This window comes from Methylorubrum sp. SL192, assembly GCF_026672325.1.
Lineage (GTDB): Bacteria > Pseudomonadota > Alphaproteobacteria > Rhizobiales > Beijerinckiaceae > Methylobacterium > Methylobacterium extorquens.
In genome coordinates this window covers 2,118,634-2,143,853 of record NZ_JAPPQV010000003.1, presented here as the reverse complement: position 1 = coordinate 2,143,853, position 25,220 = coordinate 2,118,634, and the positions used below count along the sequence as shown (strand labels likewise).

The following is a 25,220-nucleotide window of genomic DNA, read 5'->3' as shown; positions in this document are numbered from 1 at the left end:
ATCGGGGCGGGCCGCAGGGGCCCGCGAATGGCAGGCGTCAGGTGCGCGCAGCGAGGCGCAGACCTTGGGTCGCAAGGTCGAGGCCGAGCAAAACCAGGATCGCGAGGCCGGTCAGCGGGAACAGGGCGCCGAGGCCGAGCATCAGGCCGGTGACGGTGGCGACGACGCGCCGATCCCGCGGCCAGGGCGGCGTGCCGAGGCGTCCGGCCGGGCGGCGCTTCCACCACATCACCGCAGCGGTGACCGAGAGCAGGATCGTGCCGAGGCAGAAGGCGAGCATGGCAAGCTGGTTCGCCCGCCCCCAGAACTCACCCTTGTGGAGGCCGATGCCGTACTGGATCGCCCGCGCCACGGGACCGAGATCGGAAAAGTGCACGTCGATGATCGGCTGTCCGCTGTAGCGGTCCAGGGAGACCATGCGCTGACCCGTGACGTCGCGCGGATAGGCGGAGGCGGCGTAGACGCCGGTCTCGCCCAGCGGCAGCGCCAGTTCGAAGCCCCCGGGCAGAGCCATGTCGCGAAGGGTCGCGACCGCGCGGTCGATGCCGAGGGACGGCGCTCCGGAGGGGGCCGATTGCGGCATCAAGGCATCTTCGAGCGCCCAGCCGGCGCTTTCCAGGTGCGCGCCCATCGGCACGGTGGAGACGGCCTTGCCGGCCCAGAGCTGGGTCGGTTGGCCGAGCCCGGCCCGGTTCGACCACGCCCGCAATTCCTGCCCCCACCAGACTGACCAGGGCAGACCGGTGAGCGCGAGAAACAGCAGGCCCGCCCCGGCGAACAGGCCGGTGGCGGCGTGAAGATCGCGCCACCAGACGCGACGTCGCGGCGTCTCGCGCAGGCTCACGGCACGTCCCCGGCGCTGCCCCTCCCCTTGCGGCCACCACAGATAGGCGCCGGTCACGACGAGGATGATCGCGAACCCGGCCACGATCTCGATCAGGGCGTTTGCCGCCGTCCCGAACAGGGTGAGGCTGTGCAGGCCGCGCACGATCCCGAAGAACTCGCGATCCGCGGCGACACGATCGAGCACGTCGCCGGTATAGGGGTCGAGGTAGACGAGGATCTTGGCGTTGCCCTCGGCGAGGGTGACGAGGGCCGAAGCCGTGGGGCCGGCGGGCTCGGTGTAGGAGAGCGGGTTGCCCTCCGGCACCGCCTGCATGGCGTTGAAGATCAGGCGGTCGGGCTCGAGCGGGGATCGGCCCGAGGATGCGACCACGGTGCGGTGGGCGAACACGGTCGCGTTGATCTCCGCCTTGAACAGGTAGAGCGCGCCGGTGGCCGAGAGCAGGATCAGGAAGGGCAGGCAGAGCAGGCCGGCATAGAAATGCCAGCGCCATACGGCACGATAGACCGCATCGCGCGAGACGCGCAAAGCCGCCGCGGCGGTGAAACCGGCGGTGCCCGACAGGGTGGGAGGCATGGGTTCGAAATCCGCGTCTGAGGGATCGGAGCGATCGTCTCAGGCGGCGGGCGGACCTCGGGGGCTGGTGCCCTGATCGGGCGGTGCGCGGGCGCGGATCGTCGCCGCGGCGCGCCACGGCAGGGGGGCGGCGCGGGGCGGCCAGATGGCGGTTGCGGAGGCGGCCTGCGCCGGCGGGAGGAAATGGGCTGCCTGGACTTGCGTGCAGCAGGCGTGATGGCCGCAGGGCTGCTCGTCGTCGGCCGGCGTGCCGGAGGCGGTAAGATGCTCCGCGCAGAGAATGCCGCCGTCGAGGCGCGGCAGGGCGGGCGCGAGAGCCGCGAGGAAAGCCTGGAAGACAAGCGCGTAGAGCGCGATCACCCCGATGATCGCGCGGCCGTGCACGGATCGGTGCGGGCGCTCGCGCATGGCCATGCTTCTAGAGCATCACCCCGAAAGGTGGCTACCGGCTTTCAGAAGAAGATGATGCAAAACAAGAGCCCGGTGCATCGTGCCGGATCCGATATCCGGCACGATGCTCTGGGCGGTGCCGCCGCGCCCGGTCAACGTGGACACGCGCGGATGACGCGCGTCCTGCGGCGGCGGAATCAGGCCGGCATGCCGGCCGGCTCGAACAGGAAGTCATCGACGGAAGGGATCGTCACCGCGAGGCTCGCGCCGTAGCTCGCCTTCGACAGGCGCCAAGGCCGCTCGGCGCGGGCGCGGATCGCCTCGGAGGGACGCAGGCGGCGCAGCGCGCCGTCCTCGTCCATCTCCTCGATCGTCAGGAAGCCGTAGACCTGCAGGCGCGAGGCGATGAGCTTGGTCTCGCGGTCGCCCGCCGGAACCCGCAGGCTGCCCGTGGCATAGACCGCATCCATCAGGTTGCGCTGATCGCTCCTCGAGCGGCTGCGGGGAGGCTCGCCCGCTCCGAATGCCGCGTTGATGGCGCCCTGCCGCGCGGCCGCAGGCCGACGGAAGGGAATGACGTTGTCCGTTCCCGGAACGCTACGCATACACAGGTACCTTCGTATCGCGGAAAGCTCCCCGACCGGCGCGCTCTCACGGCGCCGTCCGGTCGATGCGAAGCTTTCGACGATCCCGATTAATGCCTGCTTAGCCATGCCCGGCCGAGGAGCGCGGAAGGCGTCCCGAAACGGGCCGCCTCCCCTGCCGGCCCTCGCGCCTCAGTTCAGGGCGACGGTGAACGCACCTTCGGTCTTGGCGCGGATCTCGTCCTCGGTGACGCCGTCGGCGAGTTCGACCAGGGTCATGCCGCCATCGCCCTTCTTGTCGATGGTGAAGACGCCGAGATCGGTGATGACCATGTCGACCACGGCGGTGCCGGTCAGCGGCAGGTCGCAGGCCTTCAGGAGCTTTGCGCTCTCCGAGCCGTCCTTGCCCTTGGCGACGTGCTCCATCACCACGACGACCTTCTTGACGCCGGCGACAAGATCCATCGCCCCGCCCATCCCCTTCACCATCTTGCCGGGGATCATCCAGTTGGCGAGGTCGCCGTTCTGCGCCACCTGCATCGCGCCGAGGATCGACAGGTCGATATGCCCGCCGCGGATCATCCCGAACGAGTCGGCCGAGGAGAAGTAGCTCGTGGTCGGCAGCGCGGTGATGGTCTGCTTGCCGGCGTTGATGAGGTCGGGATCTTCCTCGCCCTCGTAGGGGAACGGCCCCATGCCGAGCATGCCGTTCTCGGATTGCAACTGCACCGACATGCCCTCGGGGATGTAGTTCGACACCAGCGTCGGAATGCCGATGCCGAGATTCACGTAGAAGCCGTCTTCCAGCTCCCGGGCGGCGCGCTCCGCCATCTGCTCACGGGTCCAGGCCATGGTCTTGACGTTCCCTCGTTTGGCGCATCCTCGGAACGACGATGCGCCGTCCGCCTCATGGGGCGGCGACGCGCCGTCGCGCTCGTGGCCTCTCGGCCGATGGTCGAATCAGATCTGGCCGCCGCCGGCCGCCGCCGCTTCCGGCTCCTTGCGCTTGCGCACGGTACGCTGCTCGATGCGCTTCTCGCGCACCGGCACGTGGAGGATGCGGCCGATGAAGATGCCCGGCGTGTGGATGTGGTCGGGGTCGATCTCACCCGGCTCGACGAGGTGTTCGACCTGCGCGACCGTCACCTCCGCGGCGGTGGCCATCATCGGATTGAAGTTGCGCGCCGTCTTCCGGTAGACGAGGTTGCCCTCGGTATCGCCCTTCCAGGCATGGACGATGGCCAGATCCGCGAACAGCCCGCGCTCCATCACATAGCTCTCGCCGTCGAATTCGCGCACTTCCTTGCCCTCGGCGACCTTGGTGCCGACGCCGGTCTTGGTGAAGAAGGCCGGGATGCCCGCGCCGCCTGCGCGGATGCGCTCGGCCAGCGTGCCTTGCGGGTTGAACTCGATCTCGAGTTCGCCGCCGAGATACTGGCGGGCGAATTCCTTGTTCTCGCCGACATAGGACGAGATCATCTTCTTCACCTGACGGGTGTCGAGCAGCTTGCCCAAGCCGACGCCGTCGATGCCGGCATTGTTGGAGATGACGGTGAGGTCCTTCACGCCCGAGGCCTGGATCGCGTCGATCAGCTCGTCCGGGATGCCGCACAGGCCGAAGCCGCCGGCCATGATCGTCATGCCGTCGCGCAGGAGGCCGGCGAGCGCCGCCTTCGGATCCGGATAGACCTTCTTCATCGACAGCGTCCCTTCCTTAGTCTTCCGCCAGGGCGGGCCATGATTCGTTGGCCACGATACAATGTCCGAGATTCGGTCCGAGATTCGGCGCCGGCCGCGCTCCCGATCGATGGCGATCGGGTGTGCAACGCGAAGCGGGCCCCGTCAAACCGGCGACGCATTTGCGCGCAATGCAAAAGCCCCGCGCCGTAACCGCTTGCCCGGTGGGCGAGGCTGCGGCCGATCCTCATCGAAGCCCGGCCCGCCCCATCCACTGCATTGCGGGCCGGTCTGACCCCGTTCGCGGGACAGGAGAACGGGAAACGGCTAAGGAGTCGGATCGCACGGCTCGCCACGCCGACGCGGTTCGGCCGAACCGATCCGCGTCGCCCGTCCACGGAGTGCAATGTCGCTGCGCCGCACCCTTTCCGCCCTTGGACTCGGACTCGTCGCTGCGGGGTTGGTGGCTGCCTGCCTGCCGTGGTCGATCGAGGCGCCCGGCACCGCCCGCTTCGTCAGCCGGGGCTTGCAGCAGGGCTGGGGCGTGGCGCTGGCGGCCCGGGGGCGCACGGAGGTCGTGCTGCTGCCCCTCCCCCGGATCGTTTTCGAGGATATCCGCCTGACCGAGGGCGATGCCGCCGGCCCGGTCCTGGCCGCGGGCGGAAACCTGTCGCTTCAGCTCGGACTTGCCGCGCTGCTCACCGGCCGAGTCGAGGTCGATTCACTGACGCTCGACGGGTCGGAGCTGGTGCTGCCGCAGGAAGCGGGGGATCCCCGCTGGTCCGCGGCGGCCGAGCGCCTGACCCACAGCATCGCCGGCGCGGACGGTGACCGGCCCCGGCGGATCATTCTCACCCGCTGCGCGCTCAAGGGCCGCGACCCGCGGGACGGGACGCTGCAGACGGCCCGCGACGTCGATCTCACGATCTCCTGGCCGGCCTGGAGCGAGAGCCTCGCGGTGAACGGGGGATTGCGCTGGAGCGACGGCAGTGCGCGGATCACGCTGACGGATCTGCGGCCCTACGCGCTCTTCTCCGGGGGCGAGAGCCCGTTCACCGCCGCCCTGACATGGCCCACGGGTTCCCTGAACGCCCAGGGCAATGGCAGCCTGCGCGACGGCCTCAAGGCCTCGGGCACCGGCAGCTTCCAGACCCGATCCCTGCATAAGACGCTGGCCCTGACCGGCGGGGGGCTCGCCTTGTCGCCCTTCGTCGAGGATTTCGCCGTGGAGGGCAGCTTCGAGGCGGCCGCCGGTCAGATCCAGTTTCCGAGCGTCACCGTGCGCAGCGACGGGAACGTGCTCGAGGGGGCAGGCTCGGCCACCTTCGGCCCGAAGCGCAACGCGGTGCAAGCCACGCTCGCCGCCGAAAACCTCAACCTCTCGCCGCTGCTCGCCGGCCTCCTGCGCCTGACGGGCTTCGATCGTGCCGCCGACGACGCGGCCAGGCACAGCCGGTCCCTCGACCTGCGTCCGTTCACCGGGGGCGACCTCGATCTGCGGATCTCCGCCGGCAATGCCCGGATCGGGCCGGTGCAACTGACGGACCTCGCCTCCAGCGTTCTCGTGCGCGAGGACGGCATCGAGGCATCGCTCGGCCGTGCCAACGTGCGGGGCGGTATGGTCAAGGGCCGGGTTTCCCTCGCCGCCGACGGGGGCGAGGCGGCCCCCACCCGCGTGAAGGCACAGGGCAGTTTCGACGGGCTCGATCTCGGAGCCCTGCTCGACGATCTCGGCCAGTCCCGCTGGGTGCTCGGGGCGACGCGGGGCAGTCTCGCGCTGGAGGGAGCCGGCCACGATGTCGATGCCCTGGCCCGTTCCGTATCCGGCCGGGTCGCGCTGGAGAGTGCGGACGGTGCCCTGTCCGGGCTCGACCTCGCCGACGTGGTCCATCGCGGCGGCGCGGTGGCGCCGGGGGCGCTGGCCCGGCGCAACGGCCGGACGCCCTTCGAGCATGCCGCCGTGACCCTGCTGTTCGCCGACGGCGTCGGCGAGATCGTCGAAGGAAGGCTCGCCTCCCGCACCCTCGGCGCGTCCCTGAACGGGCGCGTCGCCCTGGCCGACCGCCGCTTCCAGGCGCGGGCCGAGATCCTGTCGCGGGCAACCGCCTCCGCCGACGGGGCGTCACCGCCTGCCACGCTGTTCGAGATCGCCGGTCCCTGGGACGCCGTGAGCGTTCGGGCTAGCGCCGGGCCGCGTCCCACCGGGGACGAGGCACGCCAGCGTGCCGCCCCCGATTCCTTCCAGCGGCCCGGCGCCGATCTGCCCCTCGGCATCCGCGCCTACGTGCCGGCGACGGGGCCCTGACATCCGGACCGCTGAGGTCCGGGTGCCAGGGAGACGACCTCAGGAGTTGCCGCTGGCCGTGCCGGCTGTGGATGTGCTGCCGGAGCCGTTGCCGCCCTTGGCCTTCTCGAAGGCGCGGCGGACGAGGTCGGTGCCGACTTCCATCGCCGCGTCGAGGGCCCGCTGCGACAGGGTGCCGGCCTCCACCGTCTCGCCGGCATAGACCGGCTGCTCCAGGGCGAGGCTGTCGCCGCGGGTGACGCGCAGGCGGCCAACCTCGCGGCCCTGCGCCACGGGCGCGACGAGCGGCCCCTGGTAGACCACCTTGGCGGTCACCCGATCCGAGGTGCCGCGCGGCAGAAGCAGGCGCACCGGCTTGTTGGCCACCACCGGTACGGAGCCCTTCTCGCCGCCGAAGACCGAAACTTCGGCAACCGTCTCGTTCGCGGCGAAGACCTGCCGCGGCTCGAAGGCGCGGAACCCCCATTCCATCATCTTGCGGGCTTCCGCTGCGCGGTCACGCGCGGTCTTCAGGCCCGAGACCACCATGATCAGCCGCTGGCCGTTTTGCACCGCCGAGCCGGTGAGCGCGTAGCCCGACTCTTCGAGATAGCCGGTCTTCAACCCGTCGGCGCCGATATCGAGGGTCAGGAGCGGGTTGCGGTTCTGCTGCTTGATCTTGTTCCAGGTGAATTCACGCTCGGAATAGATCTTGTAGAATTCGGGGTAGGTGTCGATGAGGTGTTGGGCGATCCGCGCCATGTCGCGGGCGGTCACCTTCTGGTCGGGGGCCGAGTAGCCGGTCGCGTTGCGGAAGGTCGAGCGCGTCAGCCCGATCTCCTTGGCGCGCTGGTTCATCATCCCGGCGAAGGCGTCCTCGGTGCCCGCCATGTTCTCGGCGATGGTGATCGCCGCGTCGTTGCCCGACTGCACGATCAGCCCGCGCAGCAGGTCGGAGAGCTTGATGCGGCTGTTGACCTGCGCGAACATCGACGAGCCGCCGCCCCCGGCCCCGCCGCGGCGCCACGCGTCCTCGGTCACCGTGAATTCGGTGTCCATGGAGAGGCGCCCCTCCTTGATGGCGCGGAACACGATTTCCGCCGTCATCAGCTTGGCCATGCTCGCCGGGGAGAACGGTTCGTCGGCCGCCTTCTCGAACAGCACCGAGCCGGAATCGGCATCGATCAGGATCGCGTGCGCGGCCGCCGTCTGGAACGTCTGGGCGCGCGAGGGCGCCGGATGAAGGAACGCACTGACGATTGCGGCCAGCATTCCCGCGAGCGCCCAGCGCGCCGCTCGGAACCGTCTCTCACACATCCTGGCCTCTCCCACGATCCCGTTCGCCGCCCGCCCCAGATCAAGCGTGACCTTAGCCCGGATACAATTCGATTTCGAAGGCAAAGTTCGATTCCGTAACGCGTCATGACCGCGCCAAAGGGTCGTGCACATCCTTGTGGAAAACCAGGGGAAATCCCATATCAAGTCCATGGAATTTCGACGCTTTCACCCCAGTGACGCGCCCTCCTCCCGCTCCCGTCGCGCCCCTGCGCCGGCGTCGGACGATGGGGTGCAGGGCGCGTGGCGCACGCTGCCTCTCGAAGGCCGCTTCGAGGTCGTCTACGAGGACGCCCGCGGCGCTTGGACGACCCGCACGCTCGACGCGCGCGAGCTGAAGCTCGGGCTCGGCCGCACCCTGCTCGGCGGCACCGACCGGGCGCACGGGCTCTATCGCGGCCTGCGCGCCGACCGCATCCGACGGCTCACCGAGCCCGCCTCGGGCACGCGGATCGAAACCGGTATCCTGGATTGGCTGCTCACCCGCGCCGAGGCGCAGCGGAAGGCTCGGAGCACGCGCATCCCCCGCCGGGCGGCGTGAAGGAGCGAAGTTTTCGTCGTGAAGCGCAATCGCGTGGGGACAAGAGGCCCCTCGTCGTCTCGCGGTAACGCGCGTCCTTCGGTATAGCCGGTTCTATGGAACTGATCTCCGCAACGCAGGCTCTGTCCGACGCCTGCACCCAATTCGCCGCGCAGCCGTTCGTGACCGTCGATACGGAGTTCATGCGCGAGACGACCTACTATCCGAAGCTCTGCCTGATTCAGATGGCCGGGCCCGACGGATTCGCCTGCCTCGTCGATCCGCTTGCGAAAGATCTCGATCTCAAGCCGTTCTTCGATCTGATGGCCGATGAGAGCACCGTGAAGGTGTTCCATTCGGCTCGGCAGGATCTGGAGATCATCTGGCTGCTCGGCGGGCTGCTGCCGCAGCCGTTCTTCGACACGCAGGTCGCGGCCATGGTCTGCGGCTACGGCGACTCGGTCTCCTACGAGCAGCTGGTCAACGATGTCGCCAAGGCGCGTATCGACAAGTCCTCCCGCTTCACCGATTGGTCGCGGCGCCCCCTGTCCGAGGCGCAGCTCGCCTACGCCCTGTCGGACGTCACCCATCTCGTGACGATCTATCAGGTGCTCGCGGCCGAACTGCTGAGCACCGACCGCGGCCTGTGGCTCGACGAGGAGATGGCGGTCCTTACCTCGCCGGAGACCTATCAGGCCGAGCCCGCCCAAGCGTGGCGCCGGCTCTCGGGGCGGATGCGCAAGCCGCGCGAGATCGCCGTGCTGATGGAAGTGGCCGCGTGGCGCGAGGCGGAGGCCCAGAGCCGCAACGTGCCCCGCGGGCGCATCCTCAAGGACGAGGCGGTGATCGACATCGCCACCGCCGGGCCCCGCAGCGTCGAGGCCCTGGGGCGCCTGCGCACCATCCCGGCCGGCTTCGAGCGCTCGCGCACCGGCACCGAGATCCTCGCCGCGGTCGAGCGGGGTTTTGCCCGCGACCCCTCGCAGATCGCCGTGCCCGAGCGCAGCCGCTCCCGCGGTGGCGGCAACGGCGCGCTCATCGATCTTCTCAAGGTGCTGCTCAAGGCGGTGGCCGAGGCCGAGGGCGTGGCGCCCAAGATCATCGCCACCGTCGATGACCTCGAAGCACTCGCCGAGGACGACGCCGCGGATGTGGCCGTGCTCCAGGGCTGGCGCCGCTCCCTGTTCGGCGACAAGGCTCTGGCGCTCAAGCACGGGCGCATGGCGCTCTCGGTCGAGCGCGGCCGGGTCACCGTGCGCGAACTGCCGTAGCCGTTCACCGTCGCGGCCGACGGCGCCCCGATGTCCCGATGCAGGCTGGGAGAAGCGGGGAACTGTCATTGCAGCATCTTGGCGTTGGAACGCGGGTGCCGTAGTTCGGGATTAAGTGGCAAATCGTTTTGCCTCTCATTCCCGGCTGCTGACCCCACCCCATGTTCGAGCCGAACGAAGTCCTCCAGGTTCTGAGCGGACGCGGTGCCGTGTCCGCTCAGGGGATCGAGCCGGTCGCGGTCCGCTACAAGGTCGTCATCGAGCGCCGTAGCGGCATCGTCGTCGCCCATGGCAGCCTCACCGGCCGGCACGCGGCCCTGCACCCGCTCTGGATCACGCCGGATGCGACGCTTCACCTGAAGGATTCCCGGCGCTTGGCCGTGTCTCTCACCGACCTCGTGGGCGATACCGCGGAGTTCGAGAGCACCGAGCCGGTTGCGCCGGGCTGACGCCGGCCCAACAGTGGGGCCGAATTCCTGCCACGCTCCCCGCTGATCCATGACGTCTACCCCTTCGCCTGCGACCCGAGAGGACGGGGCCCGCTTCACGCTGGCCTGCCCCCAGCCCTACGATTGGCTGCATCTCGAACGCTTCTTCGCCGACCATGCGAGCCCCGGCGTCGAAGCCGTGACGCCCGGGCGCTATGCCCGCACCTTCGCCCTCGACGGGCACCGCGGCACCCTCGCCGTCACGACTGAGGCGAGCACTTTGTTGGTTCGTATCCGCGGCCTCGGCTCGGACGACGACCACGAGAACATCCTCGCGCGGGTGCGGGCGATGTTCGATCTCGACGCCGACCCGCGGGCGATCGCCGCCGGACTTGGCCGCGATCCGTTCACCGCCGCCCTCGTGGGGCGCCGGCCGGGTCTGCGGATGCCGGGCGCCTTCGATGGGTTCGAGCTGGCGGTCCGGGCGATCCTCGGCCAGCAGGTCTCGGTCGCGGCCGCGACACGTCTCGCCGGCCGCCTCGTTGCGGGTTTCGGCACGCCCCTCGACGCGGAGACGTGCGGGAACGAGCCGGGTCTCACCCACCTGTTTCCGACGCCGGAGCAGTTGGTGGACGCCGAGATCTCGCTCGTGCTCAACATGCCCCGCGCCCGCGGCCGGGCGATCCAGGGGCTTGCCGCGGCAATGCTCGCCACGCCGGATCTGTTCGCGCCCGGCGGCGAACTCGACGCGACGGTTGCCCGGCTGAAGGCCCTGCCCGGCATCGGGGATTGGACCGCGCATTACGTCGCCATGCGCGCTTCGGCCCAAGCCGACGCCTTTCCGGCGGGGGATGTCGGGCTGATGCGTGCCCTTGATGTTGGCGCCGGGCGGCCGAGCCGGCTGGCACTTCTCGACCGTGCGGCGGCCTGGCGGCCCTGGCGGGCCTATGCCGCGATCCATCTCTGGGCTGAGGATGCCGCGCGGAGGATGCCATGACGATCCGGGATCCCGCCGCCGCCGACGAGGCCGGATGGCGCCGGCTCTGGGCCGGCTATCTCGCCTTCTACGGTGAGACTCTGCCGGAGGCGGTCACCGCCGCGACCTGGGCGCGCATTCTCGATCCGGCCTCGCCGGTCTTCGCACGGCTGGCGGAACGGGACGGGTCGCTCGTCGGTATGACGGTCAACGTCCTGCACGAGGGGACGTGGAGTACGACGCCGGTCTGCTACCTGGAGGATCTGTTCGTCGCGCCCAAGATGCGCGGAGGCGGGATCGGACGGGCCCTGATCGCCGACCTCGTCGAGCGAGGCAAGGCGCGGGGCTGGTCGCGGCTCTACTGGCACACGCAAGCCGGGAACGCGCAGGCCCGGCGGCTCTATGAGCACTTTGTCGCGGCCGACGACTTCTGCCGCTACCGCCTCGTCCTGTAGGTGTTAACGCCGCGTTTACCATGACCGCGTCACGGTTGGGCTCAGCGGAGAGAGCGATGAACCGACGAGTCGGCCGTACTTTCGATGTCCTCAGCGAGGCGCAACTCGTGGCCGGGCGCACCGTCGCCCGCCGCGTCGCACCGGACGCGCTGGCGCCCCATGCCGGGCCTCGGCCGATCGCCCAGCTTCTCGACACCATCCAGCACGTCGCGGAAGCCGCGACTGGGGAGCGCAGCTTCCTGCATGTCGGCGCGGTGCCGCGTCGGAAGGGCTGAGGGGCGCGCAAGCCCTCAGGCCGCGGGTGGTTCGCCACCGAGTTCGATCAGGACGATTTCCGGCGGCACCCCGACGCGGATGCCGACCTGGCTGACGCCGAGGCCGCCGGAGATGATGAGGTGGCGCCCGTCCTCGACCACATGGCCGTAGGCGAAGCGCTGGCCGTAGCGGGAAGGCAGCACCGGCGAGTAGCCCCACACGCGGATCTGGCCGCCATGGGTGTGGCCCGAGAGCGTGAGAGAGACGCGGGAGGGCACGTTCACGAAGATGTCGGGCTCGTGCGCCATCAGGATCACCGGCGCCGCATCCGTCACCTGTGCCAGCGTGGCCGGAAGGTCGGCGAGGCTCTGACGGCTGCCGAGCGGGCGGAACGGCTCCTGATCCGCGAGCCCGGCGACCCAGAACGGCCGGCCGTCATGTGTCAGACGAATCGCGTCGTTCTCCAGCACCGGAATGCCGCGCGCTTCGAGCAGCCGCCGGATCTCGACGGGGCCCTTGCCCGCACGCATCGCCTCGGGATCGTCCCACCAATCGTGGTTGCCGAGGACGGCGTAGGTGCCGAGCGGTGCGCGTAGATCCTCGGCCAGCCGCGCGAAATCGGACAAGGGCACCCGGTGCCACGTCACCTTTCGGCCGGCCGGGTAATCGCCGAGCAGAAGGATCAGGTCGGGGGCGAGCGCGTTCGTCGCCGCCACGATCTCCGCCACACGGTCGAGCGGCATGTAGGGCTCGCAGACATGGATGTCGGCGAGCACCGCGATGCGCAGTCTATGTCCGGGGTCCCAACCCGGCGGCGTCAGGCCGTAGCGGGTCAGCGCGAGCCGGAACCGCGGTTCGACGATGAAGGCGTAGGCGCCCCCGGAGCCGAGCGTCAGCGCCGAGGCGCCGAATCCGCCGAGAACCTGCCTGCGGGTCGGGAGAATGAGCATGCCGCCAGAGCCGATGGCGTGGCGGCAGCGTCAAGCCTCAATCGACGGGCTCGTCCTCGTGAACGACGCGGACGGCGTTCCGGGCCTCAGCCTTGGCGCGGGCCGCTTTCATGGCAGCGCTGCTGACATGGACCGCGGCGGCAAGCGCCGGCAGAGCGACGGGGCGGAAATTCTCGCGATCCCCGGCCACGGTTACCGGGCGGGCGATGCCCGGCTCGGCCGCGAAGGTCGGGGTTCGGCTGGGGGCGTACATGGATCCTGTCCTGTTTGCGCGTCGGGACGGCCGGTTGGCGACCGCGTCGGCTCGATCGTTGGCCTCGCGAACATGGCGAGGACGACCCTTCAACACCCCGCTCGTGGCGAGATTGCGAAGATGCCGTCCGCCCTTTGATCGACCCAACTACATGAACGGCAGCTTAAGACTTCGGCTGAGCCTGAATTTCGCGCACGGCGACAAATCGGGCACGGCCTATGGTCGCTTTTCGGCCACGCGATAGTGCATTGCAACGTGGCCCATCTTGCAACGCCCTCCGTGGATTTACACCGGAAGAGCCGGTGACTTGAGCCGCCGTCCCGATACGCCGCTCATGATATGCGGCTCATGGGGCGGGCATCGGATCCAAACCCTCCTTCGCGATCCAAGCTGCGGTGCGATCCAGGGCGCGGGTCAGGCGTTCGAACAAGGTGTCGATTTCGTCGGGCTCGATCACCAGCGGCGGGCAAACGGCGATGCGGTCGCCGGCCAGGAAGCGCACGATCAGCCCCTCGTCCTGCGCGAAGGCGACGCAGCGCGCCGCCACCGCCGCCTTCGGCTCGAACTGACGCTTCGAGGGCTTGTCGGCCACGATCTCGAGGCCGCCGATCAGCCCCATGCCCCGCGCCTCGCCGACCAGCGGATGGTCGGCCAGCTGCGCCAGCGCCGCCTGGAAATGCGGCGCACGCTCCCCGGCACGCTCGACGATACGGTCGCGCCGGTAGATGTGCAGCGCGCGGTTGGCCACGGCGCAGGCGACGGGATGCCCGGAATAGGTGGTGCCGTGGCCGAAGCCGCCGAGCTTGACGCTCTCGTCGAGCATCGCCCGGTAGAGCGGCTCGTCGATGCTGATGCCGCCGAGCGGGAGGTAGCCGGAGGTCAGCGCCTTGGCGAAGGAGAGGGTGTTTGGGCGCATGCCGAGCGCCTCGCTGCCGAACCAGGTGCCGAGCCGGCCGAAGCCGCAGATCACCTCGTCGGCGACGAGGCGTATGTCGTAGCGGTCGAGCACTGCCTGGATCGCCGGGAAATAGCCGGCCGGCGGCACGATGGCTCCGCCCGCCCCCATCACCGGCTCGGCGAAGAAGGCGGCCACGGTGTCGGGATCCTCGGCCAGGATCTGCGCTTCGAGTTCCGCCGCGAGACGCTGCGAATAGGCCTCCTCGGTCTCGCCCGCCTCGGCGCCGCGGTAATGGTGCGGGCAGGCGGTGTGGAGGAAGCCGTCGATCGGCAGGTCCCAGTCGGCATGGTTGGCGGGAAGGCCGGTGAGCGAAGCCGTCGCCACGGTGACGCCGTGATAGCCCTTCCTGCGGGCGATGATCTTCTTCTTGCGCGGGCGCCCCAGCGCGTTGTTCATGTACCAGAGAAGCTTGACCTGTGCGTCGTTGGCCTCGGAGCCCGAAGACGTGAAGAAGATCTTCGAGGTCGGGACCGGCATCAGCTCCTTGAGCGTCTCGGCCAGCTCGATCGCCGGATCGTGGCTGCGGCCCGAGAACAGGTGGGCGAAGGGCAGCCGGCCCATCTGCTCGGCCGCGGCCTCGACCAACTCCTCGTTGCCGTAGCCCAGGGCCGTGCACCACAGCCCGGCCATGCCTTCGAGATAGGGGCGCCCGTCCGTGTCGTAGACCCAGACGCCGTGGCCTCGCTCCAGCACCAGCGGGCCGGTCTCCCGGAAGGTGGAAAGATTGGTATAGGGATGGATCAGGGTCTCGACGTCGCGGGCGGCGATGTTCGACAGCATGATGCGGCAGCCGGAAGTCTTCGCCGACGGGGCGCGCCGGCAACCTCGCCACACTAACGGCCGCAATCTCCCTCAGGAAGGCGCCGTTCGCCTCATCGATTGACACAACCGACCCGCTCGCGATGCTCGATCCGGCCACCATCGTCGCCGTGCCCGCTCCGGGCCGCGCCTGCGGCCCCTGCACCCTGTGCTGCAAGGTCTACGACGTACCCGCCGTCGAGAGCCCGGCAGGGCGGTGGTGCCGGCATGTCCGCTCCGGCGGCGGCTGCGGCATCCATGCCGAGCGGCCCGACCATTGCCGGGCATTCCACTGCCTCTGGATGACGGAAACCTGGATCGGCCCCGAATGGCGTCCGGACCGGGCCAAGATGGTGCTCAGCCTCGACCCCGTGACCCGCTTCCTCAACGTGCAGGTCGATCCCGGTCAGGCGGGAGCCTGGAAGCGCGCGCCATATCACGACCAATTGCGGCGCTGGGCTGCGGCCTCGCTGCCGCTGCAGCGCTACGTGCTCGTCCACGTCAACAAGGTGACGACGGTCGTCCTGCCGGATCGGGACGTGGCCCTCGGCACCTTCGGGCCCGGCGACCGGTTGGTCGGCCGCGAACGCATGACGCCGGCGGGAATGACCGCCGACGTGGAGAAAGTCTCGCAGTTGGCTTGAAGCAGGCGGTCGCTCAAGCACGCGAACTTACAGCCCACCGGAAACTCGAAGCCGTCGCGGCTTGGACCGGTCCGTCATGTCCGTTCCGCGGATAGCGCGTCAGGTCATGCAGCGGCCGGGGACCATGCGGCGCGCCTCCGGCCCGACGAGCGAGCTGAGCGGGGCCTCGCAGCCCTCCCGCGTCAGGCGACGGGGCTTGGCCGGCAACTCTTCCTGAGCGGAGCGGGTCGGCATCGACTCCGAACGCGTGGACGGGCGGGGCGCCGTCGCCACATGGATCGGGGTCAGAGCGGTGGAATAGGGACGCATGCCCGGAAGCGGCGTGGCCGGCGCCTCGTAGGCGACGCGCGGAGCCGTCGGGGCTCCCATCGCATCGGCTTCCTGCCGGACCACCGGCAGAAGCAGCAGGGTCATGATCGCAGCGGGAACACTCACACCGAGGGCGAAGCCGGTCCGAAGCATCTTTGCGATCTCCGATGGGAGCTTGACAGGTTGTCATCACAACGCTGCTTTCAGATCTTCGGTTCCTTCACTGTCCCGCTTCGGATCACATCAGTATTTTCATCTTCATCGGCGCGTCCGCTCCCGCAATGCAGCGGATGGAGGGAGAGGGTGAGCGCCGCAAGGTCGTGTTAAAAAAGCACCTGTGGATGAAAAATCTGCGGGGTCCGGAGCCAAATTCGGAACCTGGCGGATGGTCATTCGTTAGAGAATCACCCGGCCACTCTGGTCCTCCCCGCATTCCCCTTGTGCATCGGCCGGAACCTTTTCACGGGTCGGACAATGGTCCGGCCCGTTTTTTCTTGCGCATTTGCATCGAGCCGGCTGCCCGCGGACATTCTCGCCGCGGCGCCCATCGCGCATGAAAAAAGGCGCCAGCCTCTCGGCCGGCGCCCTCGGTCGCTGTTCTGAAGTTTTAGCTCAGGCGTTATGCGCCTCGCGACGGCGCGCGCTCTGCTGGAAGAACAAAGCCTGGCTGATGACGGCCGACACGTTGGCGGGCTGGAACGGCTTGGCAATGAGGAAGGCCGGCTCGGGGCGCTCTCCCGTGAGGAAGCGCTCGGGATAGGCCGTGATAAAGATCACCGGCACCTCGAAGGTCTTCAGCAGATCGTTGACCGCATCCAGACCCGACGAGCCGTCGGCGAGCTGAATGTCGGCGAGGATCAGGCCGGGGCGCTTGCTCTCGGAGGCGATCTTGACCGCCTCGGTGCGGGTGCGCGCCACGCCGATGACATTGTGGCCGAGGCCTTCGACCAGGGCTTCCAGATCCATGGCGATCAGCGGCTCGTCCTCGATGATGAGGATTTCGGTGGCCATGTCGGCGGCGAGCTCGCGGCCCGCCTCGTCCACGAGATCGCGCACCTTGGACACGTCCACATCGAGGATCACGCCCGCATCCTCCTCCGAAAAGCCTTCGAGGCACGAGAGCAGGAACGCCTGCCGGGGAAGCGGCGTGATCTGGCCGAGCCGAACTTCGGCCGGCAAATCGTGCTGCACCTGATCGCTGTGGCCGTTCACGGACAGCGAATTCCAGATCCGCGTGAAGACGCGGAAGAGGTCGGCCTTGACGTTCGTGCTGCGGCCGAGGGTCTCGGGCTCGTTGACCAGCGTCTCGAGGGTGGCCGCGACGTAGGCATCGCCCGCCACCTGACTGCCCGTGAGCGCGCGCGCATAACGGCGCAGATACGGAAGGTGCTGCACGACCAGTTGTGCTGTGGACATGAGTTCCCCTGAGCCTCTTCGCTCTTCGTTTGTCGCTGCGCCCCTAACGCGGGGGCTCGACGTCCGTTCCTGGCCCATGCGGAACCCTAACCGCATGTCGGCGTTGCTGCTGCAGCCATGACTCATGTCAAGCTGCAAGACAATCGCGGCAGATGTGGCGCCAAGGGGATCTTGAACGCATGAATGAGAACGAGCCGGCCGGCGCGTTCCCTTCCGGGGACCGGCCCACTCGAGGGCGTGGCGACAATGGTTTGAATGACCAGACGCAGAGGCGCATCGGAAGCCATCTGCGCACCCTCTACGATTCCGTCGTGCAGCAGCCGATTCCGAATCGCTTTCGCGATCTCATCGCACGGCTTGAGGACGAACCCGCCAATCCGGACGATCCGGCGAGCGCCTGATCGGTCATCTTTGTTTTCGTCAGTGGTGCGAGCCGCTCCCGCTGCTGGGTGCGGCTCGTTTGTCGTAGTCGCGGACGGCTACAAGGTCGGCGAACGACCGCGCATCAGGCCGATCACGGCCGAGATCGCGAACAGGACGATCGCAACGAAGAAGACGAGCTTTGCGGCCTCCATGGCCGTACCGGCGATGCCGCCGAAGCCCAGCAGGGCCGCGACGAGGGCAACCACCAGGAACGTTACAGCCCAACCGAGCATGTCGAACTTCCTTCCAAAGAACTGGCGCGGCCCGTGCCGCGGCCTCTTGGAAGCAATAACGCCAAGTTTTCGCCGCAGGTTCCTTTTGCGTTTCCAAGGCTGTGAACACTTTTTTACCGGGTGCCTGCGACCGTGCTACGCCCCTGGAACCGACTGGCAAATTCGGCAGTTCGTCACCATCTCACCCCTAGACGATCAGACGACAATCAGACTTGATGATGTGAAGGAGGCCCCCAGCGTGCCCGCACAGAAAAAGACACTCGTCCCCGGTATCGCTCAAGCGAAAGCCGTTCTGGAGGCCGCTGCACGGCTCGTCTCGGCCCTCTCACCGCAGCCGGTTCTCCAGCCCATTCCCGTTCGCGTGAAGTCTGTTCACCGCCGCTGAACGGCCGGTTTTCATCGACCCGAATGCTGTCGATCCAAGCGCCGTCCCACCGGGCGGCGCTTTTTTCATGCCATTAGGCTGTCCACAGAGGCGGTGCCTGCCGATGGGCGGCGTCGTTCGCCCTGCGGATCGAAAGAGGGTGCCGCCGCAAGGCTTTGCGGTCTGGCTAATTTTCAGCCGGCGGATGCCGCCGGTCCTGCGTGGTTTGCCGACATTGTCCTCCCCGCAAGCAGCCGACTAGCTGGATCTCGGGCGAAACGCCCGGCCGGTCTCGTCTTCGTGGCGAACGCGCCAGATCGACGGGGGCGGCAACGATGGGGTTCGGCAAGCGTGCACCCGGCGCATGGATGGACAAGAGCAGTGCCGGCACAGCACAAGGGCGGCCGCGCCGCAGTCTCGTCGCCACCGCGCTGGTAGGCCTGCTGATCGGCTTTGGGACGATCAGCGCGACGACGATGGTGCGGGCCTCGGAGCGCGGCCTGCTCGGCGGGCTGTTCGAGACGATCTTCGGAGCAGCGAGCCCCGGGCCGGCGACAATCGCAAAACCGGCGCCGAAGGCACCCCGGCGCTACGCGTCGCTCCCCGATCCACGGCGCATCGCCGGACATCGCTTCGTGCAGCGGACGCCGCGCCTGGATGCGCGTTCGACGCCCATTCGCACCCGAGCGAGGGCAGCCTCTCCGGCCTCCTTCGCGACGGGGACGCGGACCGTCTGCATGCGCCGTTGCGACGGCTACGTCTTCCCCCTCGGCCGCTTGCATGCGCGGGCCGACCTTCCCGTTCATGCGGCGGCCTGCGCCGCGGCCTGTCCGAATGCCCCGACAGAAGTGCTCACCCTCGCGCCGGGGCGGGCCGAACTCGAGCGGTCCGTTGCCCTCGACGGCCGACCCTATCTGCGTGCCGCCACGGCCAACCTCTATCGCCGCACCCGCGTCGAGAACTGCTCCTGTCAGCCGCCTGGTACCGCGGCGCTGTTGATGCCGTTGGCCGAGGACCGAACCCTGCGCCCCGGCGACGTTGTCGCGTCGGAGGAGGGAGCGGATCTCGTCGCGGGCCTCTTCCGCGCCGGGCCGGCGCTCGTCGATTACCGCGTCGCCACCTTGAGCCGGCACCATCGCAACGCCATCGAGGATCGCGTCGGCGCCCTGCGCCGCGATGCGGCGAAAGCGGCGTTTCGTGAGGCTCTAGACGCGAAGGGGAACGGCTCGCGGCGCCTGCGGGTCGCCGAAGCGCAAATCCCAACGCTTCCGGCTGACGGGGCTTCCGCTGGTTTCGCGCCGGTCGTTTCGCGTGGCGAAGGGTTCGCGACGGTCCGCGTGGTGTCACCGTCACCGTTCGGGCATTGATCGCTGGGCTCGACGAGTTGGCGAATGTGCCGGGCTGTCGTAGGCGGACGGCATCCTCGTCGTATCGAAGCCGTCGTCTATGAGTGAATCGTCCGCGGACGCGCAGGCCCCCTCCCCCGGTTTCGAGAGCACGTTGCCCGTCTCGGGGCGGACGGAGGCTTTGAGCCCCCTCGTGCGGCGGCGGATCTGCCCCAATGGCGGCCCGTTCACCGCGAGCGGAACCTGCTCCTACATCGTCGGGCGCGGCCGGGTCGCGGTGATCGATCCGGGGCCGGCGGATGCCGGGCATGTCGAGGGCTTGCTCGCCTCGCTCGACGGCGAGGAGGTGGCGGCGATCGTCGTCACCCACACCCACCGCGACCATTCTCCGGGGGCGCGTCTCCTGCAAGCGCGGACAGGCGCACCGATCGTCGGCTGCGGCCCGCATCGGGCCGCACGGCAGCTCGCCGAGAACGAGCTACCCATCCTCGATGCCAGCGCCGACCGTGAGCATCGGCCCGACCGGGAATTGGCTGATGGGGAGAGCCTGACCGGCGAGGGTTGGACTCTGACCGCCGTCGCGACGCCCGGCCACACCATGAATCACCTCGCCTTCGCCTTGCCCGAGGAGAACGTGCTGTTCTCCGGCGATCACGTCATGGCGTGGTCGACCTCGATCGTCGCGCCGCCCGACGGGTCGATGCGGGCCTACATGGAATCGCTGGAGCGGCTGCGGGAGCGGGGCGAGACGCTGTACTGGCCGGGCCACGGTGGACCCGTGCGCGATCCGCGCCGCTTCGTGCGCGGCCTTGCCGCCCACCGCCGCCAGCGCGAGGCGGCGATCCGCGCCCGGCTGGCCGCGGGTGATCGCGACATCGCAACCATTGTCGGCACCGTCTACCAGGGGCTCGCACCGCACCTGCGGGGTGCCGCCGCCCTCTCGGTCTTCGCCCATCTCGAGGATCTGGTGGAGCGGGGCCTCGCGGTCACCGACGGCCCGCCCCTGCTCGACGGAGCGTTCCGCCCCGCCTGAGCCCCGCTTCTTAGAAGCGCTATTTCAGGGCGATGGCGAGGTTGGCGACCTCGTCGAGATAGGAGCGGATGCGATCGGCATTGTCGCCGAAGTCACGGTCGCCGATCCGGGAGGCCGAACGCACGTCGATGCGCGCGCCGTCGGCCCGCGGGTGCACCCGCACGGTGATGTCGGCGGGCAGGTTCAGAATCCGGGTGCGAGCCACGGCCTCGATGCGGCCGTTGCCGATCCGCCCGCCGGGCCGGATCGCCTCAACGATTTGCCACTTGCGGTTCACCGCCGCCTTGCGGGCGAGTTCGAAGGCTTCGTCGGCCTCCACGTCGAGGGTGAGGGGCGCGATCTGCGGATAGGCCGCCCGCTGTGCCTCTCGGGCGGCAGGGCCGGGTTCGGTCGGGTAGCGGCCTTCGCGGGCGGCGAAGGCAAGGCGCGAGCGTGAGAAGGCGGGCGGGCGCTCGGTGTCCGTCGTCACATCGGTGAGCGCCGGCAGGCGCACGCCTTTGAGCGCGGCATAGGCCGGATAGGCCAGGACCAGGCTCGCCACGAACAGGCCGCCGACGGCGGCACCGAGCCCGCCCGCGCCTTCCCGCCAGACCCGTGCCATCGCGAACAGCGCCAGCGCCACCGCGATGACGGAGAGCGCGACCCCGCTTCCCAGCACGGCGAGGGCCGCTGACGGCTCCGCCGAAGGGCTGCGCACGATCAGCACCGCCATGCCGGTCACGATCAGGGAGAACAGCGCGAGCGTTCGCGCGTAGCGGCCGGCCCGGGTCACCGGTTCATCGAGAAGCTGACGGCGCATGGCCCCGGAGACGAATGAGTTGGAGAAGAAGACGAGGATAACCTGTCCGGCAGTCTACAGGTTGGGGGTGGGGCGCGCCACTCGGCTATCGGGGGTGCATCCCTCTGCTACAAGCTGGACGGACATGTCCGAGCGTCAAGACCGCCCCGCATCGAACGCCGAACCCGTCGATCCGCTTCGGGTCTGGTTTCGCTTCATTCGTCTCAGCCGGCGGGTCACCGCCGCGGTCGCCACCGAGTTGCGGGAACTCGGCCTGTCGATCCCGCAATTCGACGTGCTCTCGACCTTAAGCGAGCGGGAGGGGCTGACGCAGCAGGAGTTGGCCGCCCGGCTCTACGTCACGAAGGGCAACGTCTCCGGCCTTATCGATCGTCTTGTCGAGGCCGGTCTCGTCGAGCGCCGCCCGATTCCTGGCGATCGCCGTTCCCACGCCCTTCACCTCACCGAGGCCGGCGCTAAGGTTGCTGACCGTGGGATCGCGGCGCAGGCTGATTATGTCGCACGCACCCTGGGCCAGCTCGACGAAACCGATCTTCGCGCGTTCGAGGATCTCGTCGTCAAATGGCGTGAATTGGCGCGCGCAGACGCAGCGTCTTGAAAGTTCGCAACCGCTCAAAAAAACAGACGCCCTCAGCGCCTGTGGAATAGAAATATAGTTCTTGTTCTGAGAAGGCTGGGCGGTCGGACGCGGACCCCGCGCCCGTCACCGCCTCAGCCGGGTTAAGCCTCGCCGGTGCGACCGGTCGATTGACCACCCTTGCGGCCGGCCGAAGAGGCCAGTTCACGATCTTGCGAGAACGACCGCTTGTCCGCCGGGACGGAACGACCGCCCTTACTGGCGATCTCGCGCTGCCGTTCGATATTCATGGAAGCGAAACCTCGCTTCGAGGTGGAATTACCAGATGCCATCAGCGCCTCCTCAGGCTAACTCTTCACACCCCTCTCAACCATCATCCCACTCGATTGTTCCTTGGCTGTATCGACGGCCGGGTCCGGGGAAACCCCTGTTTCGTCCAGACGTTAGCTGGGCTCACGCCAGCAGCTCGCGCTGACTTGCGAGCGCGTTTCCACAGGCCATCCACAGCCGAGAGGAACACGGATGACGAACCGATATATGGTAAAGCCTTCACTTGCAGCCAAGTCTGCTGCGGCTTCGGGAAGCAAGGGCGACCCTCAGCCGAACAGGACGCCGATGCCGGCCATGCCGGCGCCCGAGGACTGTCCGACGCCGACCACGCATGAGGAGCCCGTGGATTCGCCGCAGCCCAATGCGAGCGTGAAGCGGGAGGCGCCGGGGCCCAGTGAGATCGGTCTTTCCACGAAACGCTGATCGGTGCCTGCGGCATTATGATGCCGGTCGCAAGAACGATGACGAGGTCGTGTCGGATCTCGTTTTCAGAGACTTCAGAAGGGCAAGCAGACCGCGACTTTGACACGGTTCGCAGGTGCGTCTACCCGCGGCCCTTTCCGCCTGCCGCCCAGGGGGCGCATCGGAGTGAGTCCATGACCCTCGACACCGAGGTGATGTCCCTACGGCAGGTGCCGTTGTTCCGCGAGGTGGAGACGTCCCGCCTCAAGCTCCTCGCTTTCACCAGCGAGCGGGTCCATTTCGAGGCGGGGCAGGCCTTCTTCGCGCGCGGTGAGGCGGCGGACGCGGCCTATCTCATCCTCGAAGGGTCGGCGGCGGTGTCGATCGACGGCCCGTTCGGCCCGGTCCGTCTCGCCCTGCTCGGCCCCAACGCTCTCGTCGGCGAGATGGGGATTCTGGCCGATCAGCCGCGCTCGGCGACCGTCACCGCCGACATGGCGACGACGGCTTTGCGGATCGACCGCGACGTCTTCATCGAATTGCTCGCGCAATTTCCGCAGATCAGCATCGCCGTCATGCGCGAACTCGCCCTGCGCCTGGAGCAGACCAATCAGCGGCTGGCCGAGCGCGTCGGCAACGCCTGAGGCAATCGAAGACGTAAGCTTATCGAGACTGTGCGGCGTGGACGGTCAGCGATACTTCCAGCCCCATTGGCCGTAGATCGGATAACCCCGTCGGCGCGCCTCGTATTCAGCACCCGGATCGTTCGGCCGGTACCCGTTGCGATAGGCGTAGGGGCTCGGCTCGATGTAGTCGGGATTCTGGAGTTCCTGCCGGAGGTAGCCGTCGCCCTCGCCCGATGACCCGCCGCCGGGGCCGAAGGCGAAGGCCGGACCGGCCGAGAGGATCGACGCGGACAGGGCCAGCGTCGTGATCGTCAGGCGTCGCATCGCTCGCTCCATCGTCGTTCTACGCCCCTCACGACGGATCAACGATCGGCCGTCATCGCCGGTTGCGCCATCGATGCTGCATTCACGGCGTCGGATAGGTGATGAACTCCAAGAGCGAGCCGTCCGGATCACGGAAGTAGACGCTCACGCCCTGCCCTGCCGCGCCGTTGCGCTCCACCGGCCCGAGTTCGATTGCAACGCCGTGGGCGGCGAGATGCGCCATCGCGTCCTCGATCGAGCCCGACCAGCGGAAGCACAGATCGCTTCCGCCGGGCATGACCGGCTCGCGCGCCCGCGGCGTGCCGATTTGACCGGGGCCATGCACGTTGAGCTGCACGCCGCCGAACCGGAACACCACGCCTTGGCCGAACGGGATCACTTCGGCCCGCAACACATCCCGGTAGAAGGCTGTCGAGCGCTCCCAGTCGGAGACGTGGATGACGCAATGGTCGAGATGGATCGCCGGCGCGAGCGTCGTGACGTCGGTGCCCGCTTCCGCAACGAGTTCGGTCTCGGTCTCGGGCATCGTGCCCCTCCTCACGCGATCTTGCGCGGGAGATAACGCGGCCTGGACCTGAGGCGAGACGACCTCACGGCAACGTTCCTCCGCCAATGCGGCCTCGAAGTCACACCCGATCCGCTCAAGGGCGGGTAGTCATGGCGCATGATCTGTAACGCCAACCCGCCCCCGCCGGCGGCGACAGGAGCCGCCATGGCAGCCCCCCGAACCGCCGATAGGACGGCGCGCAGCACCCGCCGGGTCGTGCTCGCCGCGCTCTGCCTCATTCCGCTGGCCGCCTGCCAATCCTCGAAGCCGGGCCCGATGGCCGGCGGCGACGACGACGCGGCCTGGTACATCGGCACGATGCCCGACAAGCCGTTCGACGTGCCGCTGGTCGACCGGTCGCGCATCGATCCGAAGTACCGCCGTCAGGAAGTGGCCTATAGCGGTCCCGAGGCGCCGGGCACGATCGTCGTCGATATCGACAAGCGTCATCTCGCCCTGGTGCAGGAGGGCGGCACGGCGCTTCAATACGGCGTCGGCGTCGGCAAGGCGGGCTTCTCCTGGAAGGGCGACGCCCGCATCGGCCGCAAGGGCGTCTGGCCGGATTGGAGCCCGACCACGACGATGGTCTCGCTCAATCCGGGCATCGAGCGCTCGCGCAAGGGCGGCATCGACAACCCGCTCGGCGCGCGCGCGCTCTACCTCTACCAGGGCAACCGCGACACGATGTTCCGCATCCACGGCACCAACGAACCGTGGAGCATCGGCGAGCAGATGTCATCGGGCTGCGTGCGCATGCTCAACGAGGACATCGTCGATCTCTTCGAGCGCGTCCCCGTCGGCGCCCGTGTGGTGGTGAAGCGCAGCAGCAAGTATCGCGCCTGAGGACGCCCTCGCGTCGAAGAGCCGACGCGCGCATCCCGCCCAAGCCGGTCGGCCTCCTTGTGGGGCGCGGCCGCGTGCGGGATCAGAACGGCCGACGGTAAGCCGGGTGGTTCATCCGTGGCACTGGCCGGGGTGCGAACCGTCAGGGACCGCCCTGCGCGATCCCCGGTCAAGGAACTCGAACCGGGGCCGAAGCGTCTTTCGGGTGCGGTCAAGCTTGGCCGTGGAGTGTTCTCATGACCATCACCGTGTCGAACCTGCAGCCGATCATCGCGATCCTGGCGGGCATCCTCATCCTGATCGCGCCGCGGCTCCTCAACTACATCGTGGCGGTCTACCTGATTGTCGTCGGGTTGATCGGCCTGGGTGTGCTGCGTCATTTTTCCTGAACCGACGCGACTGCGACGCAGCGCGATACGCAGCGCTGGGCGCGCTTGCGCTGGGGCACCG

The 25,220-nt window shown here is 68.6% G+C and carries 32 protein-coding genes; 15 read left to right on the top strand and 17 right to left on the bottom strand.

The genetic code is table 11. The features are described 5' to 3' along the window. Positions 1–37 precede the first annotated feature (37 nt). The 5 genes from OVA30_RS10825 to OVA30_RS10805 all read right to left on the bottom strand — a co-directional run bounded on the left by OVA30_RS10825 (position 38) and on the right by OVA30_RS10805 (position 4,092). Entirely contained in the window at positions 38–1,420 is a 1,383-nt protein-coding gene (locus tag OVA30_RS10825; protein WP_268175433.1) for a PepSY-associated TM helix domain-containing protein, read from the bottom strand. A 39-nt stretch (positions 1,421–1,459) separates the two neighbouring features. Beyond that, positions 1,460–1,828, bottom strand: a complete 369-nt coding sequence (locus tag OVA30_RS10820; RefSeq protein ID WP_135298629.1) for a hypothetical protein — start codon at positions 1,826–1,828, stop codon at positions 1,460–1,462. 179 nt (positions 1,829–2,007) lie between these two features. Continuing rightward, positions 2,008–2,415: a hypothetical protein gene (locus OVA30_RS10815; protein ID WP_003599498.1), complete on the bottom strand. Its 408-nt coding sequence runs from the start codon at positions 2,413–2,415 to the stop codon at positions 2,008–2,010. Positions 2,416–2,586: 171 nt separating this feature from the next. After that, a complete protein-coding gene (locus tag OVA30_RS10810) occupies positions 2,587–3,246 on the bottom strand; it encodes a 3-oxoacid CoA-transferase subunit B (protein WP_082291547.1) in 660 nt (219 codons plus the stop codon). Positions 3,247–3,354: 108 nt separating this feature from the next. Beyond that, entirely contained in the window at positions 3,355–4,092 is a 738-nt protein-coding gene (locus OVA30_RS10805) for a CoA transferase subunit A (protein WP_012254252.1), read from the bottom strand. A 385-nt stretch (positions 4,093–4,477) separates the two neighbouring features. Here OVA30_RS10805 and OVA30_RS10800 point away from each other — a divergent pair, with 385 nt between their 5' ends. Beyond that, positions 4,478–6,376 (top strand): AsmA family protein, encoded by a 1,899-nt coding sequence (locus OVA30_RS10800; RefSeq protein ID WP_268175432.1) that lies wholly within the window; start codon positions 4,478–4,480, stop codon positions 6,374–6,376. A gap of 39 nt (positions 6,377–6,415) precedes the next feature. Here the strand turns inward: OVA30_RS10800 and OVA30_RS10795 are convergent, their stop codons facing one another. Beyond that, positions 6,416–7,672: a D-alanyl-D-alanine carboxypeptidase family protein gene (locus OVA30_RS10795; protein ID WP_442786096.1), complete on the bottom strand. Its 1,257-nt coding sequence runs from the start codon at positions 7,670–7,672 to the stop codon at positions 6,416–6,418. Between the two features lie 169 nt (positions 7,673–7,841). Here OVA30_RS10795 and OVA30_RS10790 point away from each other — a divergent pair, with 169 nt between their 5' ends. From OVA30_RS10790 to OVA30_RS10765, 6 genes are all read left to right on the top strand, one after another. Then, entirely contained in the window at positions 7,842–8,231 is a 390-nt protein-coding gene (locus tag OVA30_RS10790; RefSeq protein WP_268175431.1) for a hypothetical protein, read from the top strand. Between the two features lie 95 nt (positions 8,232–8,326). After that, positions 8,327–9,481 carry a ribonuclease D gene (gene rnd, locus OVA30_RS10785; protein WP_015951340.1) on the top strand — a complete coding sequence of 385 codons (1,155 nt, stop codon included), beginning with the start codon at positions 8,327–8,329 and terminating at the stop codon, positions 9,479–9,481. Positions 9,482–9,642: 161 nt separating this feature from the next. Next, a complete protein-coding gene (locus OVA30_RS10780; protein ID WP_003599487.1) occupies positions 9,643–9,930 on the top strand; it encodes a hypothetical protein in 288 nt (95 codons plus the stop codon). A gap of 49 nt (positions 9,931–9,979) precedes the next feature. Beyond that, a complete protein-coding gene (locus OVA30_RS10775) occupies positions 9,980–10,906 on the top strand; it encodes a DNA-3-methyladenine glycosylase family protein (protein WP_268175430.1) in 927 nt (308 codons plus the stop codon). Further along, complete coding sequence (locus OVA30_RS10770) at positions 10,903–11,340, top strand: GNAT family N-acetyltransferase (protein ID WP_268175429.1); 438 nt, start codon at positions 10,903–10,905, stop codon at positions 11,338–11,340. Before OVA30_RS10775 ends, OVA30_RS10770 begins: the two co-directional genes overlap by 4 nt. A 56-nt stretch (positions 11,341–11,396) precedes the next feature. Next, complete coding sequence (locus OVA30_RS10765; protein WP_015951337.1) at positions 11,397–11,615, top strand: hypothetical protein; 219 nt, start codon at positions 11,397–11,399, stop codon at positions 11,613–11,615. 15 nt (positions 11,616–11,630) lie between these two features. Here the strand turns inward: OVA30_RS10765 and OVA30_RS10760 are convergent, their stop codons facing one another. The 3 genes from OVA30_RS10760 to OVA30_RS10750 all read right to left on the bottom strand — a co-directional run bounded on the left by OVA30_RS10760 (position 11,631) and on the right by OVA30_RS10750 (position 14,536). Further along, entirely contained in the window at positions 11,631–12,545 is a 915-nt protein-coding gene (locus OVA30_RS10760) for a metallophosphoesterase (RefSeq protein WP_268175428.1), read from the bottom strand. 37 nt (positions 12,546–12,582) lie between these two features. After that, positions 12,583–12,798, bottom strand: coding sequence for a hypothetical protein (locus OVA30_RS10755; RefSeq protein ID WP_003599477.1), 216 nt, complete (start codon positions 12,796–12,798; stop codon positions 12,583–12,585). A gap of 346 nt (positions 12,799–13,144) precedes the next feature. Then, positions 13,145–14,536, bottom strand: coding sequence for an aminotransferase (locus tag OVA30_RS10750; RefSeq protein ID WP_268175427.1), 1,392 nt, complete (start codon positions 14,534–14,536; stop codon positions 13,145–13,147). 122 nt (positions 14,537–14,658) lie between these two features. Here OVA30_RS10750 and OVA30_RS10745 point away from each other — a divergent pair, with 122 nt between their 5' ends. Beyond that, positions 14,659–15,198, top strand: a complete 540-nt coding sequence (locus OVA30_RS10745) for a hypothetical protein (protein WP_012254242.1) — start codon at positions 14,659–14,661, stop codon at positions 15,196–15,198. A gap of 99 nt (positions 15,199–15,297) precedes the next feature. Here OVA30_RS10745 and OVA30_RS10740 read toward each other — a convergent pair whose 3' ends face one another. Next, entirely contained in the window at positions 15,298–15,660 is a 363-nt protein-coding gene (locus OVA30_RS10740; RefSeq protein ID WP_003599472.1) for a hypothetical protein, read from the bottom strand. Between the two features lie 459 nt (positions 15,661–16,119). Continuing rightward, positions 16,120–16,923: a response regulator gene (locus OVA30_RS10735; protein ID WP_003599470.1), complete on the bottom strand. Its 804-nt coding sequence runs from the start codon at positions 16,921–16,923 to the stop codon at positions 16,120–16,122. Between the two features lie 179 nt (positions 16,924–17,102). Here OVA30_RS10735 and OVA30_RS10730 point away from each other — a divergent pair, with 179 nt between their 5' ends. Next, positions 17,103–17,324, top strand: a complete 222-nt coding sequence (locus OVA30_RS10730) for a NepR family anti-sigma factor (protein ID WP_268175426.1) — start codon at positions 17,103–17,105, stop codon at positions 17,322–17,324. A 78-nt stretch (positions 17,325–17,402) separates the two neighbouring features. Here OVA30_RS10730 and OVA30_RS10725 read toward each other — a convergent pair whose 3' ends face one another. Further along, a complete protein-coding gene (locus OVA30_RS10725; RefSeq protein ID WP_003599466.1) occupies positions 17,403–17,579 on the bottom strand; it encodes a DUF1328 domain-containing protein in 177 nt (58 codons plus the stop codon). Between the two features lie 699 nt (positions 17,580–18,278). Between OVA30_RS10725 and OVA30_RS10720 the strand changes: the two genes are divergently transcribed. Together OVA30_RS10720 and OVA30_RS10715 are read left to right on the top strand one after the other, a co-directional pair. Beyond that, on the top strand, positions 18,279–19,310 hold the full coding sequence (locus OVA30_RS10720; protein ID WP_268175425.1) for a DUF2865 domain-containing protein: 1,032 nt from the start codon (positions 18,279–18,281) through the stop codon (positions 19,308–19,310). Positions 19,311–19,389: 79 nt separating this feature from the next. After that, positions 19,390–20,322 carry an MBL fold metallo-hydrolase gene (locus OVA30_RS10715; RefSeq protein WP_268175424.1) on the top strand — a complete coding sequence of 311 codons (933 nt, stop codon included), beginning with the start codon at positions 19,390–19,392 and terminating at the stop codon, positions 20,320–20,322. Positions 20,323–20,341: 19 nt separating this feature from the next. Here OVA30_RS10715 and OVA30_RS10710 read toward each other — a convergent pair whose 3' ends face one another. Next, entirely contained in the window at positions 20,342–21,121 is a 780-nt protein-coding gene (locus OVA30_RS10710) for a DUF1499 domain-containing protein (protein WP_003599460.1), read from the bottom strand. Between the two features lie 124 nt (positions 21,122–21,245). On the opposite strand from OVA30_RS10710, the gene OVA30_RS10705 reads away from it, so the two are divergent. Then, on the top strand, positions 21,246–21,719 hold the full coding sequence (locus OVA30_RS10705; protein WP_268177482.1) for a MarR family winged helix-turn-helix transcriptional regulator: 474 nt from the start codon (positions 21,246–21,248) through the stop codon (positions 21,717–21,719). A 122-nt stretch (positions 21,720–21,841) separates the two neighbouring features. On the opposite strand, the gene OVA30_RS10700 is transcribed toward OVA30_RS10705, so the two are convergent. Together OVA30_RS10700 and OVA30_RS25945 are read right to left on the bottom strand one after the other, a co-directional pair. Continuing rightward, positions 21,842–22,030, bottom strand: a complete 189-nt coding sequence (locus OVA30_RS10700; protein WP_012254235.1) for a general stress protein — start codon at positions 22,028–22,030, stop codon at positions 21,842–21,844. A 264-nt stretch (positions 22,031–22,294) separates the two neighbouring features. Beyond that, entirely contained in the window at positions 22,295–22,441 is a 147-nt protein-coding gene (locus tag OVA30_RS25945) for a hypothetical protein (protein ID WP_326493613.1), read from the bottom strand. 183 nt (positions 22,442–22,624) lie between these two features. Here OVA30_RS25945 and OVA30_RS10690 point away from each other — a divergent pair, with 183 nt between their 5' ends. After that, positions 22,625–23,074 (top strand): Crp/Fnr family transcriptional regulator, encoded by a 450-nt coding sequence (locus tag OVA30_RS10690; protein WP_015951328.1) that lies wholly within the window; start codon positions 22,625–22,627, stop codon positions 23,072–23,074. 45 nt (positions 23,075–23,119) lie between these two features. Here the strand turns inward: OVA30_RS10690 and OVA30_RS10685 are convergent, their stop codons facing one another. Then, on the bottom strand, positions 23,120–23,380 hold the full coding sequence (locus OVA30_RS10685) for a hypothetical protein (protein WP_012254233.1): 261 nt from the start codon (positions 23,378–23,380) through the stop codon (positions 23,120–23,122). 82 nt (positions 23,381–23,462) lie between these two features. After that, positions 23,463–23,906 (bottom strand): VOC family protein, encoded by a 444-nt coding sequence (locus OVA30_RS10680; RefSeq protein ID WP_015823188.1) that lies wholly within the window; start codon positions 23,904–23,906, stop codon positions 23,463–23,465. Between the two features lie 186 nt (positions 23,907–24,092). On the opposite strand from OVA30_RS10680, the gene OVA30_RS10675 reads away from it, so the two are divergent. Next, entirely contained in the window at positions 24,093–24,770 is a 678-nt protein-coding gene (locus OVA30_RS10675) for a L,D-transpeptidase (RefSeq protein WP_003599448.1), read from the top strand. Positions 24,771–25,006: 236 nt separating this feature from the next. After that, complete coding sequence (locus OVA30_RS10670) at positions 25,007–25,159, top strand: DUF3096 domain-containing protein (RefSeq protein WP_003599447.1); 153 nt, start codon at positions 25,007–25,009, stop codon at positions 25,157–25,159. The last annotated feature ends 61 nt before the right edge of the window (positions 25,160–25,220 follow it).